Raw genomic sequence first — 13297 nt, forward strand, 5'->3', positions numbered from 1 at the left:
CTAACGGAATTCCCGTACTTTTCTAGAAATACTTTCCAGCTCTTCTTTTGAGAGTTCGGGAAGTCTTTCTAGTTTATCCATAAACATAATGAGCGTTTCTTTTCTTTGCATCTCTACCATCTGCGTATAGAAATTGACAACTACTCCGGTGACAATGGCAATTACAAAAATAGCATAAATCGTAAGTAATATGGAACATATTTTTCCGATAAATGTAACAGTAACGAAATCGCCAAACCCGGCAGTGGAGATTACAGCATAACAATACCAGAGGGCATCTCCGTAGCGGTTAATATTTGGTTCAACCAATTGGATAACCGCAGCATTGGCAAAAATAAAGAGAACGAAGCCAAGGATTATTTGTGTAGCTTTCGTTCGTTTTAAAATTATCCATAATAATTTTAATCTTTTCATAATTAAAATCCTCCGAAAAATAAAAGTAAGTACAAATTGAGTCGATTAAAGTATAATATAAATTTAGTGAAAATAACAATAGAAAACAATATTGCTGTTTAAATATACCTGTGATATCATGAAAAAATGTAAGTAATATAAGGAAAAGGTGGAATTTCTTGATGGAAAAAAATTATAATCTGGAGCTGATCCGGATCATTTCGTTTGTCTCCGTTATAGTGATCCATGTGACAAACTATTACTGTCGTGCATATGGCGAGATTAGTCAGGGAGAATATATATTTTCTATGATGTTAGATGTTCTGGCAAGAGTAAGCGTTCCGTGTTTTTTTATGATTACAGGTGCACTCCTTTTAGGGAGAGAAGAACCTCTGAGAAAACATTTAAAACGATTATGGCGCTTTATAATTGTGCTTGTCGTGTGGAGTTTGATTTATATCATCTGGAATGATTTTTATATGAAGACACCGTATGATATACGCAAGATATTATTCGAACCGGCGGAAGCACATCTTTGGTATTTATATGCAATGATTCCGATTTATATGGTTCTTCCGTTTTTTCAGGTAATGTGTAAGCACATGAATTTGAGATTGGAACAGGCATTTCTTGGTGTGATCACCTTAGCAGTCATTTTTAATTATCTATCTTCTTTGGGGAATCAAGAAGCATATTATGATCTGCCATTGATTGGGGATCGAGTTTACATGTATTACGTGTTTATCGGATATTATATTTATAAATATAGAAAACATGTGATTCGAGATCAACGAATACCGGCGATAACATTTGTTGTATGCATGCTGATAAACATAGGATTAACATGGATTGGGACAATAAAACAAGGTGTTCATTGTGAACGATTTATGGAGTATGGAAATCCCATACTTGTAGTGGCAGCCGCAATGTTCTTTATGTATATTATTCGGTTAAAGAAAAGCGAATTTTCTCCCGGACCAAAGGCAAAAAAAATCATGGATGCATTTTCGGGTTGTTCGTTTGGCATTTATCTGATACATATTCTATTTTTGGATAATTATAAAAAGTATATGGAGGCGGCAGATGCATCAGCATGGATTGTAGTTCCGGGGCTGACATTGGCAATCATTGCCCTTTCTTTTGGCTGTGTATGGCTGATGAAAAAGACCTTTGGGGACGGGGTTAAGTGGCTTTTTTAGACCTTTGGGGACGGGGTTCAGTGGTTTTCTATGGAAACGCTGGAAGATAAAGCATAAGAATGGGAGAAGAATTATGAAGAATACAAAGGTGAGAAATCAATTAGAGCTTTGGCTGTTTTGTGCAATTATCGGCGCATTTGCCGGCGGACTGGTGTGGGCGCTTTTAAAAGTTCTGGCAGTTGGAACGGAAGTGATATGGGAATGGATTCCGGGCAGGTTTTCAATTCCGTTTTATACGATTGTTGTGTGTACGATAGGAGCAGCAATTATCGGGCTTTTCCGTAAAAAATACGGGGACTATCCGGAAGAAATGGAAACCGTAATGGGTAAAGTGAAAAAAGAAAAGCATTATGAATATAAAAATATGCTGGTTATGATAATCGCAGCATTGCTTCCGCTTTTGATAGGAAGTAGTATCGGTCCGGAGGCTGGGCTTACAGGGATTATCGTCGGTCTGTGCTATTGGGCGGGAGACAATCTGAAGTTTGCGAAGCAGCATACAAAGGAGTATTCTCAGGTCGGAGTTGCAGCGTCTTTGAGTGTATTATTCCATGCACCGCTGTTCGGAATTTTCGAGGTAGAAGAGAGCGAGTCGGAGGAAGCAATATTAGAAATGTCAGGTACTTCGAAAGTATTTATTTATGGTATCGCACTGGCAGCGGCAACAGGAGTTTATGCCGGTTTATCTGCACTGTTTGGAGCGGGCCTTTCCGGCTTCCCAGCTTTTTCAGTGGTTGAAGTTGGAAGAATCGACTATCTATTGATGATTATATATATCATTTGTGGTTGTATTTTGGCAGTATTTTATGAAAAGACACATCAGCTTACGCAAACAGCAACGAAAAAAATACCTGCAGTCTTAAGGGAAACATTAGCAGGTTTAATTCTTGGTGTATGCGGTACGTTGATTCCGGCAGTGATGTTTTCGGGTGAAGAACAGATGGGCATACTTATGAAAGAGTATATGAATTATCTCCCGCTTGCATTGATCGGAGTTGCATTTTTGAAAATTCTGCTTACAAATCTTTGTATACAGTCAGGATTAAAAGGAGGACATTTCTTCCCAATCATTTTTGCAGGAGTATGCATGGGATATGGTATTGCAATGCTGCTCTGTGGAAATGTCGAGAGTCATATGGTGTTTGCGACAGCAATTGTTACGGCAGCATTGCTCGGTGGAACGATGAAAAAACCATTGGCAGTTACGATGCTTTTGTTTTTGTGTTATCCGGTGAAATGGTTCGTCTGGATATTCGTGGCGGCAGCCGCGGGCAGTAAGGGCGTATCCATTTTAGAAGGAAAATAGAGCGAAATAGAAAAGGCTGTGATTTCAGGATGTTAAGAACCCATTTTGAAATCACAGCCTCTTTAATTACAGAAAAATAGTTTTGTAATCGCATACGCCCAAATAGCAGAAAATTAAGATGGAATCAACACACATGCACAATATCCCGGAGCTGGTTGAAAACAGTAGATGGTCAGAGTCTTGTCGATTTCCGGACTATAATCCTGCAGGATATGTTTATTGCCGTTTAATGCTACATCAGCATAAGTAACAAGCCATTTTTTATCCCCGTTTTCAAAGACTTCATAAAAAGAACGATTCAACATTTCTGAAATGGGAACACCTTCAACAACAGCCATTTCATCATTGCAGTAACGAAATACAAAGTCTACACCATGTCCATTCGCATCAAATACAAGTTCAATAATACAAAAAGCAAGTGGCATATCATTGAGAAAGCTACAGTTATCAAATAATTGAAGTGAGCTGTCTTCTGAAACATCCGAATAGTTCTGCGTATTTAAACCAAGTTCCTTACGGATTTGTTTGTGCTGACTCAGATTACGTTTTCTACCCTGAAAGACAGCACCATCAGTCATTGTATAAAGTCCTTCGTCGGATATATGAACAATTTGATTTTTTCGAAGAACAACGCCCTTTGAGATATTTAGAAAATCTTCTTCCGGTAAGTAGAGCATAAGTTCTTTTATCGGGATTGTAGTCGTAATGCTTTCTCCCGAGGAAAGCGTAATGATTGTGTGAGGATTCTGTCTGGTAAGGTAAAGAATATCTGAAATTTTGATATTCTTTCGTTCGAAATATAGTGGAACATTATAACGCATATGAGACCTTCCTTTATTGTGATAATTCTATATTACTATAGTTGCTTTGAAAATACAATAAGAACAATTAAAATGCAATAATTAACACAAATAAAACGCATTTTAATTAAATTTTACTGCGATTTATCGAAAAATATTAAATAAAGATACATATTTGAGTAAAAAAAGATTGCTGATTAACTGCGTGAGTGATATTATAAAAAAGGTAACAAGTAAATAAAAATTTGTGTTATTATAGACATAACAAAAGAAATGCAGAAGCGAAAGGGGCGGCAAAAATGAAGGAGAATAAAACAATTAAAACTATCACATTAATCACAGGAATACTGACAGTGCTGTTAGGTTTTTATGCAGTAGTTCGACCTATGAGAACATTTTTAGCAATCGGATGGATTCTTGGAATGCTTCTCTTAGTGAATGGTATTGAACTTGTGGTACTTTCATTGTCTAAAGAGAAGAAAGATATCGGAGCATGTATTCTTGGAGTTCTGGAAGGACTTGGCGGTATTGTTTTATTGTTCAGTGGCGTACAGAGATTCCTGACAGATATCATGGCAACCTATCTGGTTGGCGGAAGTGTACTGATTTATGGTATCTTCCAGATTGTAGCCGGAGTGAAGAAGTTTAAAGATTCTAAAGGAAAAGGAATTCTGGCGATTATCTGTGGTGTATTATCGATCATTGTAAGTATTATCGCTTTTACACATCCGATATTGACAATGTTCTCAGTTGGATATATGATTGCATTTTCTGTTTTAATGCAGGGAATCAATATGATTGTACTTGCTGTGAATTTTGGAAAAGCGAGTGAGGAATAAAAAGATAATAGAATAGTAACAACTGAAAAGAGAATATAAAAATGATGATGCTATCTCCCTTGTATGGCATCATCATTTTCGTTATAATGAAAAATACTGCAAGATGATTTGATTTGAACGATAAATTAAAAAATATAGGAGAGGAGACAAGAAAATGGAGAGATATGATATTGCAATTATCGGAACCGGTCCTGCAGGATTATCTGCTGCAATTACAGCCACAGTCCGTAATAAAAAAGTGTTGCTGTTGGGACCGGCAAATCTGAGCGAAAAAGTACAGAAAGCACATTTGATACAGAATTATTTGGGCTTACCGGAAATAAGTGGAGAAGGGCTTGTTAAAGCCTATCAAAAGCATTTAGAAGCAATGAATATTTCCGTTACTGATGCAAGAGTAAATGCAATCTATAACATGGGTTCTTATTTTGGAATCCAGGCATCGGGTGAAATCTATGAAGCAGATACAGTCATTCTGGCGACAGGTGTTGTGACAGGCAAGATGTTGGAAGGAGAAAAAGAATTTCTGGGGCGTGGCGTGAGTTATTGTGCTACGTGTGATGCAATGCTGTACAGAGGAAAAAAGGTTGCAGTAATCGGCTATAGTAAGAGAGAAGAAGCGGAGGCAGAATTTCTTGCAGAAGTTGTGGATAAGGTGTATTATTTCCCAATGTATAAGAACGAACCGCAGCTTTCTGAAAATATTGAAATTGTCAGGGAAGTGCCGAAGAAAATATTTGGTACAGATTTAGTAGAGGGCTTGCAGACAAATAAAGGAGAATGGAAGGCAGACGGGATTTTTGTTTTACGTGAAAGCATTTCACCGGAGCAGCTGCTTGGCGGAGTAGAACTGGATGGGGTACATGTGAAAGTAAATTTGAAAATGGAAACGAGTATTTCCGGATGCTATGCGTGTGGAGATATAACAGGAATGCCATATCAGTATATTAAGGCGGCAGGTCAGGGAAATGTGGCAGCATTATCTGCGGTTGAATATTTGGCAAAAAATAAAGAAAAAAAGGTGGAATAGATGAAATCATATGAAGTAATATTATTTGATCTGGATGGAACGATAACAGATTCGTCAGAGGGTATTACCAATTCTGTAAAATATATGTTGAAGCAGTATGGAATTGAGGAAAATGATATGGATAAACTGTGTCAGTTTATCGGTCCTCCGTTGGTAGAACCTCTGCAGGAAATGTATGGATTTTCGGAGGATGAAGCAATAAAAGCGGTAGCTCAGTACAGAGTGTATTATAAAGATAAAGGAATCTTTGAAAACAAGGTTTATGAAGGCTTTGAAGATGTGCTGAAGGTATTGAAGAAAAAAGGGAAAAAGGTACTTGTTGCAACTTCAAAACCGGAACTATTTGCAAGAAGAATAATGGACTATTTTCATCTTACACAATATTTTGATTATGTGGCAGGAGCAGGGATGGATGAACGCAATGGTTCCAAGGCGGCAGTAATCGAGCATGCATTTGAAGAATGCAATATCACAGATAAATCGCAGGTGCTCATGGTTGGAGACCGTAAGTATGATGTGAATGGTGCAAAGAAGATGGGTGTTGACAGTATGGGTGTTTTATATGGTTTTGGTTCAAGAGAAGAACTGGAAGAAGCAGGGGCAACGTATATTGTTGACACAGTGAAAGATTTGGAAGAAATATTTTGTGAGATGGAATAAAAATATTCACAGTGATATGTGTGGATAACAAAATAAAATGTGAAAAAACATGGAGAGAATCCAACTGATCGTGGATAACTCTCCATGTTTTTTTGTTTAAAGAAAAATCGACTTGAATGGATCGTGGGGCTCCAATATGTATTTAATAATTATTCTTCTGCAGGAAGTTCTGTTGTTTTTTCTTTTGGTGGCATAACCAGTGAGAAAATTAAAAATGCGATCAATGCAGCAACTAAGCCAGGTACGATTGGCTGGTTGAAGTGAAGACCGAACAAGTTTCCACCAGAAATATGCTCAAGGTAAACAACTACGATTGTACCTGCAATTAATGATGCGATAGTACCGGCCGGAGAAGCACCCTTCCAATAATGTCCGAGAACATATGGGAAGAAAGCACCAGCGGCACGTAGAGTAAATGCAAACATCAAGATAGATACGATGCTTGATGTATTAAAGAGTGCGATCAATGTAGCAGCAACACCAACAGCTGCCATTGTGACACGAGTAACAATCATAACCTCTTTGTCGGAAGCCTCAGGTTTGATTACAATTTTGTAAATATCATTTGCAAAAATAGCACCGGCACCAAGAAGGTCTGAGTCAGCACTTGACATTGTAGCAGAGATGATACCTGCAAATAATAAACCGCAGATAAGAGCCGGCATAGCTTCCATAGCTAATACAGGAAGTGCGTAACGAGCACCGACATCCTGGAAGTCAGCAGCATTAAATTTACCCATGTTAATCAAAGCAAGAACGATGATTCCCATAAGAGTAGGAACAAATGCGTAAATAAAGTTTACGATCGCTGCAAGGATAGAACCCTGTCTTGCAGCTTTACCATCTCTTGCGGCATAATATCTGGATACAGCTTCCTGCCCAACAGTAAATGTAGCAACGTACATAATTGTTAAGCTGATAACGTCCATTACATTATATCCTTTAAAGATATCAAATGTTTCAGCCGGAACATTTGATACAACGTTATTCCAGCCACCGGCAAGATTCATGCCGAATGGCAATGCGATGATCATACCAACTACAATCAGAAATACCTGAACGAAGTCTGTAAGAGTTACGCTCCAGAGACCACCCATGATGGCATAAATTGTTACAACAATACCTACGATCAGAACAGCTGTCTTGTAGTTCATGTTCAGCATTGTAGATAAGATAACAGAAGAAGCAATAAACTGTCCGGCTGTCAGTCCGATCAATGGTACAAACATAATTAATGAAGTAATGATTCCAGATGGCTTTCCATAACGGCGACGGAAATACTCAGGAACAGTTTTAACCATGGCAGCACGGAATTTTGGTGCCAGGAATGTTAAAATAACAAAGGCAAATCCCATCGTGATGATGTACCATGCGGCACTCAATCCATGGCTTTCCATACCCTGCTGAACAACACCGAGAGAGCTTCCGCCTCCGATTTCTGTTGCGGCGAGAGTACCGGCCATAAGAAATGGTCCTAAACGTCTTCCGGCAACAACAAAGTCTGTGTTGGATTCAATTTTCTTGGATGATAAATAACCAATCAACAACATTACCAGAAGGTATACAACAACAACGCTGGTTACAATAATGTTTGACTGCATAAGCAATCCCTCCTCTTTTCTCATTATAACAAAATAGGTATCAGACTCCCACGAAACCTGACACCCTTGTCTTTCTATATTATAACATATAAAGAGCCAATTGGGGACGGGGTTTTCCGGCTTTTTTGCTTTGCAAAAAAAGCCGGAAAACCCCGTCCCCATTGGCCTTGTTAATGAGAACGTTTCTCAATTAACACATTTGTAATTGACATTCTATTAAAGGATAAAATATAGTATAAAAAGTTAGATGAAAGTAACGAAAGGGAGATATATGAAACTAAAAGCGGTAATGGCATGCGTTTGCCTTAGCGTATCACTGTTATTAGGAGGTTGTAATAACATAAAGCAGGATACGACAACAGAGACAAAAAACGCACAGACGGAAGAAAAAGCAGAATCCAATGAGGAAGCGTCAAAAGATATATTTGCAATGGATACTTATATGACAGTGACTGCATATGGTGCCAAGGCGCAGGAAGCGGTTGACGAGGCAGAAGCGGAAATCCAGAGATTGGATGAACTGCTTTCGACAGGAAATGAAGAGAGTGAGATTGCACAATTAAATCAAAATAAAAGTGCGACATTGTCTGAAGATGCAGGGTATTTGGTAGAACGTGCATTAGAACTAAACAAGGAGACAGACGGAGCATTTGACATTGCAATTTATCCGGTCATGGAAGCATGGGGATTCCCAACACAGAATTATCAGGTGCCGACAGCGGACACATTAGAATCTCTTTTAAAACTTGCCGATGCATCACAGATTATATACGACGAAGATAGCAGAAAGATTTCATTTGGCCAGGAAGGAATGAAAATTGATCTTGGAGGAATTGCAAAAGGGTATACTTCATCAAGAATCATGGAGATTTACAAGGAAAATAATATTTCCAGCGGATTAGTCAATCTTGGAGGAAATGTGCAGGCACTTGGAACGAAGACGGATGGCAGTAAGTGGAGAGTTGCGGTACAAAGTCCGGATAATACAGAGGATTATCTTGGCATCTTAAGTGTTGAGGATAAAGCTGTAATTACATCTGGTGGATATGAACGATATTTTGAACAGGATGGAAAGACTTATCATCACATCATTGATCCGAAGACTGGATATCCTGCAGAAAATGGTCTGACATCCGTTACTGTTGTAAGTGAAGATGGAACATTGGCAGATGGGCTTTCTACTTCTCTCTTTATTATGGGAAAGGACAAAGCAATCGAATTCTGGAGAGCGCATAGTGATGAGTTTGACATAATCATGCTGACAGATGAAGGAAAACTTTATGTGACGGAAGGAATTCAGGATGATTTTTCGACAGAAATGGAGATGGAAATCATCAAGAAATAAAAGCGAAAGAAGAGGAAAATGTTATGGATATGAACGATAAAGGAAAGAAAATAAAATCGTTTGCCCCGATTCTTTCTGTCGCATTGGTTACGGCCTGTGTAGTCGGTTCTTTAAGTGGATATAAGGAACCGGTCTATGCAGCGCAAAAGACGGAAAGGGTGGAAGATAAAGTATCAAAAACAACTTCATCGGAAAAGGTGGAAAAGAAAAGTACAGCAAAAGGCTCTTTTGATCTTGCGGATGGTGTTTATAAAGGGACCGGTACCGGATATGCCGGAGATATTACTGTGTCCGTTCAGATTAAGGATAAGCAGATTGTGGCGATTGATATCTTAAGTTCATCCGATGACGCAGCATTTTTCAATCGTGCCAAGGCAGTAATTGACCGAATTATAGAAAGTCAGACATTGGATGTTGATACGGTATCCGGGGCGACATTTAGTTCAAATGGAATCATCAGTGCGGTGAAAAATGCATTGACCGGAGAAAAGGACAGCGGTGAGACAGGCCAGTCGCAATCGGGTGGAACAGCCGCAGCTGGAAGTTCAACTTCAGTGGCTCAGGTAGAAGACGCGTCCGGCTACAAAGATGGAACTTATTATGGAACCGGTACAGGATTTGGAGGAACCCTGAAGGTACAGGTAGATATCAGTGGTGGTAAGATTGCTGCAATTCAAATATTGGAAAATAATGATGGAAGTGAATACATTTCCAAGGCGTCATCCATTATTAATGCAATCATTTCCAGTCAAAGTACCAATGTGGATACTGTTTCAGGAGCAACCTACAGCTCAGTTGGAATTATTCAGGCGGTACGAGACGCACTCAGTCAGGCGGTGGTCAGCAGTACAGACAGCAGTAGTCAGAGCAGCAACACAAGTCAGTCAGATAAGAATGATTCCACAACAGATACAATTACCGGAACCGTTCCGTACAAAGAAGGAATCTATTATGGAACAGCAGAGGGCTACAGCGGAGATGTCAGTGTTGCAGTTGTTATTCAGGAACATACACTAAAGGCAATTTTGGTTACGGATAATTCGGATGATGAGGCATTTTTCAATCGTGCAATGGATGTTGTGAAAAATATTATGAAAAAACAGAGTACCGATGTGGATACTGTCTCAGGGGCAACTTACAGTTCCAAAGGCTTGCTAAACGCAATCAAGAATGCATTGAAGCAGGCAGAGAAAGCAACCAACGGAGAATCACTGGATGAGAAAGTCGATACAGCAAAACTTACAGAAGCAATTGAAAATGTAAATAAACTGGAAGAGTCAGAATACACAGAAGCAACCTGGGCAGTTCTTAAAGTAAGATTGCAGGAAGCAAAAGCGGCAATGGAAGCGAAAGAACAGGCGGTTGTTAATAAGGCATTAGATAACTTGAATCAGGCGGTGACATTGCTGGAGAAAAAGGATTCAGGAGATAATGAAGATAAAGATGACAGAGTCTACATTGATGGAACTTATACGGTGTCAGTGCCATGTGAACCGGATGAAGATGAAGATTTTGAGACATATAACTTAACGATGAATGTGACGATTCGTGATGATAAAATCGTAGCAATCACGGATATTTATGGTGATGGCTCATCTACAAATGATAGTTATATCAAGAAAGCAACCAATGGTACATCATCAAAAGAAGGTGTCATTTCTCAGATTGTGAACAAGGGATTGCCGGAAGAAATTGATGCGGTATCGCGAGCAACTTGTTCTTCGAATGCAATCGTAGCAGGCTGTGAGAAAGCACTGGAAGAGGCGAAACGGCCGGGAAAGACGGAGGCTGAATAACGATGAGAGAGTTTTGGATTAGAGTCGTGAGTCTGATTATGGTTGTAGGCATTCTGGTCGGATATAATTCGGTTCTGGATGCAAGAGAAAAAAATGAAGAGATTGCAAAACTGAAGGCACAGGTGACGGAGACGCAGTCAGCAGAAAGTAACGACAGCAATTACAAAGATGGTACTTATCAGGGAGAGGCAGAAGGCTTCGGCGGAACGGTTGCTGTTGAGGTGAAGGTAGAAAAAGGAAAAATCACAGCAATCGAGATTGTAAGTGCCCAAAAAGAGGATGGTGCTTATCTGTCTATGGCAAAAGATATCATTCCGAAAATCATCGAGGCACAGAGTACAGATGTAGATACTATCAGCGGAGCAACATTTAGCTCGACAGGAATTAAAAATGCTTCACAGGAAGCTTTAGAAAAGGCGGTGAAGTAAGATGAAAAAAATAGGACTACATTCTGTGTCAAAAAAACAATTAAAACAGATACATACATGGTTACGGGCTGCGATTCAACTTCTGTATTTTGTTTTCATTCCTTCTGTATATACAGCAGCATTTGCCGGAGTGAAATACATATTTACACAGATTGGAGCAGGAGGGCGGATTGAGTTCACATCTTTTGTGACAGTACTTATTCTGATTTGCTTATACACGATATTATTTGGTAGATTTTTCTGCGGATTTGCCTGTGCATTTGGGACATTGGGAGATGCAGTACATGCTTTGTACCGATACATTTTCAAGAAAATCAAAAAGAAACCGCTTCTGATTTCAGATGAATGGGCGAATTGGTTGGACAAATTAAAATATGTTGTACTGACAGCGATTGTCTTAATGTGTTTTGCAGGTGTATATGGTAAAGCAAAAGGGACAAGCCCTTGGGATGTGTTTTCCATGATAAGAGCAGGTAATTTTAAATTGGGTGGTTATATCGTTGGCTTACTTATTTTAATTCTGATACTTGTAGGTATGTGTCTGGAAGAGAGATTTTTCTGTAGAAATTTATGCCCGATGGGGGCGGTATTTTCATTGCTTCCGGTATTTCCGTTCTTCGCATTACATCGTGACCGCGAGAACTGTATCAAAGGATGCAGTGCCTGCACAAAAAAATGCCCCTCTGGAATTGGACTTCCAAAGGATGGTTCACCGAGAGTGGAAGGGGATTGTTTCCAGTGTCAGAAATGTATAGATACATGTCCGAAAGGAAACGTCCATACTGGAATTCGAGGCCTGAAAGGAAATGAAATCTGGTTTACACTTTTTAGAGGAATCTTGTTAGCAGCAATCTTAATCTGGGCAGGAGTATAAGGATGAAGAAAAATGATGTCGTACTTGGTGGAGGAATTCTCGCCATTGCACTTGTTATGTTTCTGGTCATGCATTTGACCAGAAATGAAGCGGGTAATCAGATACAGATAACAGTTGATGGAGTGGTATATGGTACGTATTCTCTTGAAAAAAATCAAGTGATTGAAGTAAAAGAAGATGACTTTTATAACCGTATTCGAATTCAAGATGGCGCAGCGTATATGGAAGAGGCAAATTGTCCGGATGGATATTGTGAAGAGCAGGGAAAAATCAATGGTCGTACACAGACGATAGTCTGCCTTCCACATAAATTAGTTGTGGAAGTATTGGATGCAGATGGGCTGGAGAATGACAGTGCATCGGAACAGTTACCGGATACCATATCAAAATAAATAAAAGAATTACTGGCCAGTAGTTCTTTGGATAACGCATAGAATGTACAAAACAGATACGATTGGAAAGGAAAACGAAGAGAATGAAACGAAATAAAAAGATTGCAAATATGGCAATGCTTGTTGCAGTTGCAATGATATTCAGTTATGTGGAAAGCCTGATTCCAATCAACTTTGGAGTGCCGGGGATGAAGCTTGGAGTTGCCAATCTGGTTACCGTGACCGGAATTTATTTTCTGGCACTTCCGGAAGTACTGCTGGTAGTAGTGATGCGAGTGCTTTTGATTGGATTTCTTTTTGGAAATGGAATGTCGATCATATACAGTCTCGCTGGTGGAATATTAAGTGTCCTGGTCATGGAACTTTTGAAAAAAATAAAAGGATTTTCGGAAGTGGGCATTAGCATAGCGGGAGGAATCTCACACAATATCGGGCAATTGATTGTTGCATCGATTGTCGTTGAGAATATGAAACTGGTGTATTATCTTCCGGCACTTTTGATTGCTGGAACGATCACAGGATTTTTGATTGGAATATTAAGTAAAAAGCTGCTTCCGATTGTAAAAAAAGAAGCAGTAAAATCATTGGAAACTATATAATTTTTTTTGATTATAGGTTAGTGGAAGCTAACTTAATA

At 39.1% G+C, this 13297-nt stretch carries 14 protein-coding genes; 11 read left to right on the forward strand and 3 right to left on the reverse strand.

Annotated elements, in window-relative coordinates; all coding sequences use genetic code 11:
• A complete protein-coding gene (locus tag LQE94_RS00570; RefSeq protein WP_240576734.1) occupies positions 1-414 on the reverse strand; it encodes a potassium channel family protein in 414 nt (137 codons plus the stop codon).
• 161 nt (positions 415-575) lie between these two features.
• On the opposite strand from LQE94_RS00570, the gene LQE94_RS00575 reads away from it, so the two are divergent.
• The gene (locus tag LQE94_RS00575; protein WP_240576735.1) at positions 576-1592 is read left to right on the forward strand and encodes an acyltransferase; all 1017 of its coding nucleotides are present in this window, start codon (positions 576-578) and stop codon (positions 1590-1592) included.
• A gap of 73 nt (positions 1593-1665) precedes the next feature.
• Positions 1666-2898: a chloride channel protein gene (locus LQE94_RS00580; RefSeq protein ID WP_240576736.1), complete on the forward strand. Its 1233-nt coding sequence runs from the start codon at positions 1666-1668 to the stop codon at positions 2896-2898.
• Positions 2899-3011: 113 nt separating this feature from the next.
• Here LQE94_RS00580 and LQE94_RS00585 read toward each other — a convergent pair whose 3' ends face one another.
• Positions 3012-3719, reverse strand: coding sequence for a LytTR family transcriptional regulator DNA-binding domain-containing protein (locus tag LQE94_RS00585; protein ID WP_240576737.1), 708 nt, complete (start codon positions 3717-3719; stop codon positions 3012-3014).
• A 278-nt stretch (positions 3720-3997) separates the two neighbouring features.
• On the opposite strand from LQE94_RS00585, the gene LQE94_RS00590 reads away from it, so the two are divergent.
• The 3 genes from LQE94_RS00590 to LQE94_RS00600 all read left to right on the forward strand — a co-directional run bounded on the left by LQE94_RS00590 (position 3998) and on the right by LQE94_RS00600 (position 6224).
• The gene (locus LQE94_RS00590; RefSeq protein WP_240576738.1) at positions 3998-4537 is read left to right on the forward strand and encodes an HdeD family acid-resistance protein; all 540 of its coding nucleotides are present in this window, start codon (positions 3998-4000) and stop codon (positions 4535-4537) included.
• A 154-nt stretch (positions 4538-4691) separates the two neighbouring features.
• Entirely contained in the window at positions 4692-5564 is an 873-nt protein-coding gene (locus tag LQE94_RS00595; protein WP_240576739.1) for an NAD(P)/FAD-dependent oxidoreductase, read from the forward strand.
• Entirely contained in the window at positions 5565-6224 is a 660-nt protein-coding gene (locus LQE94_RS00600; RefSeq protein ID WP_118725031.1) for an HAD family hydrolase, read from the forward strand.
• Between the two features lie 149 nt (positions 6225-6373).
• Here LQE94_RS00600 and LQE94_RS00605 read toward each other — a convergent pair whose 3' ends face one another.
• Positions 6374-7825, reverse strand: coding sequence for a sodium:solute symporter family protein (locus LQE94_RS00605; protein ID WP_118725032.1), 1452 nt, complete (start codon positions 7823-7825; stop codon positions 6374-6376).
• Positions 7826-8096: 271 nt separating this feature from the next.
• On the opposite strand from LQE94_RS00605, the gene LQE94_RS00610 reads away from it, so the two are divergent.
• The 6 genes from LQE94_RS00610 (at position 8097) to LQE94_RS00635 (ending at position 13259) form a co-directional block, all read left to right on the forward strand.
• Positions 8097-9170: an FAD:protein FMN transferase gene (locus tag LQE94_RS00610; RefSeq protein WP_240576740.1), complete on the forward strand. Its 1074-nt coding sequence runs from the start codon at positions 8097-8099 to the stop codon at positions 9168-9170.
• Between the two features lie 23 nt (positions 9171-9193).
• Positions 9194-10966 (forward strand): FMN-binding protein, encoded by a 1773-nt coding sequence (locus LQE94_RS00615; protein ID WP_240576741.1) that lies wholly within the window; start codon positions 9194-9196, stop codon positions 10964-10966.
• 2 nt (positions 10967-10968) lie between these two features.
• Positions 10969-11394, forward strand: coding sequence for an FMN-binding protein (locus LQE94_RS00620; protein ID WP_240576742.1), 426 nt, complete (start codon positions 10969-10971; stop codon positions 11392-11394).
• A gap of 1 nt (position 11395) precedes the next feature.
• Complete coding sequence (locus LQE94_RS00625) at positions 11396-12268, forward strand: 4Fe-4S binding protein (RefSeq protein ID WP_240576743.1); 873 nt, start codon at positions 11396-11398, stop codon at positions 12266-12268.
• A 2-nt stretch (positions 12269-12270) separates the two neighbouring features.
• Positions 12271-12660, forward strand: a complete 390-nt coding sequence (locus LQE94_RS00630) for a NusG domain II-containing protein (RefSeq protein ID WP_240576744.1) — start codon at positions 12271-12273, stop codon at positions 12658-12660.
• An 83-nt stretch (positions 12661-12743) separates the two neighbouring features.
• Entirely contained in the window at positions 12744-13259 is a 516-nt protein-coding gene (locus tag LQE94_RS00635) for a Gx transporter family protein (RefSeq protein ID WP_240576745.1), read from the forward strand.
• Positions 13260-13297 lie beyond the last annotated feature (38 nt).

The sequence above is a fragment of the Mediterraneibacter sp. NSJ-151 genome (assembly GCF_022487435.1).
Classification (GTDB): Bacteria; Bacillota; Clostridia; order Lachnospirales; family Lachnospiraceae; genus Schaedlerella; species Schaedlerella hominis.

Coding starts and splice junctions, on each gene's coding strand:
- LQE94_RS00610 (WP_240576740.1), top strand. CDS start 8,097: ATGAAACTAAAAGCGGTAATGGCATGCGTTTGCCTTAGCGTATCACTG.
- LQE94_RS00625 (WP_240576743.1), top strand. CDS start 11,396: ATGAAAAAAATAGGACTACATTCTGTGTCAAAAAAACAATTAAAACAG.
- LQE94_RS00620 (WP_240576742.1), top strand. CDS start 10,969: ATGAGAGAGTTTTGGATTAGAGTCGTGAGTCTGATTATGGTTGTAGGC.
- LQE94_RS00605 (WP_118725032.1), bottom strand. CDS start 7,825: ATGCAGTCAAACATTATTGTAACCAGCGTTGTTGTTGTATACCTTCTG.
- LQE94_RS00570 (WP_240576734.1), bottom strand. CDS start 414: ATGAAAAGATTAAAATTATTATGGATAATTTTAAAACGAACGAAAGCT.
- LQE94_RS00600 (WP_118725031.1), top strand. CDS start 5,565: ATGAAATCATATGAAGTAATATTATTTGATCTGGATGGAACGATAACA.
- LQE94_RS00590 (WP_240576738.1), top strand. CDS start 3,998: ATGAAGGAGAATAAAACAATTAAAACTATCACATTAATCACAGGAATA.
- LQE94_RS00615 (WP_240576741.1), top strand. CDS start 9,194: ATGGATATGAACGATAAAGGAAAGAAAATAAAATCGTTTGCCCCGATT.
- LQE94_RS00580 (WP_240576736.1), top strand. CDS start 1,666: ATGAAGAATACAAAGGTGAGAAATCAATTAGAGCTTTGGCTGTTTTGT.
- LQE94_RS00630 (WP_240576744.1), top strand. CDS start 12,271: ATGAAGAAAAATGATGTCGTACTTGGTGGAGGAATTCTCGCCATTGCA.
- LQE94_RS00585 (WP_240576737.1), bottom strand. CDS start 3,719: ATGCGTTATAATGTTCCACTATATTTCGAACGAAAGAATATCAAAATT.
- LQE94_RS00635 (WP_240576745.1), top strand. CDS start 12,744: ATGAAACGAAATAAAAAGATTGCAAATATGGCAATGCTTGTTGCAGTT.
- LQE94_RS00575 (WP_240576735.1), top strand. CDS start 576: ATGGAAAAAAATTATAATCTGGAGCTGATCCGGATCATTTCGTTTGTC.
- LQE94_RS00595 (WP_240576739.1), top strand. CDS start 4,692: ATGGAGAGATATGATATTGCAATTATCGGAACCGGTCCTGCAGGATTA.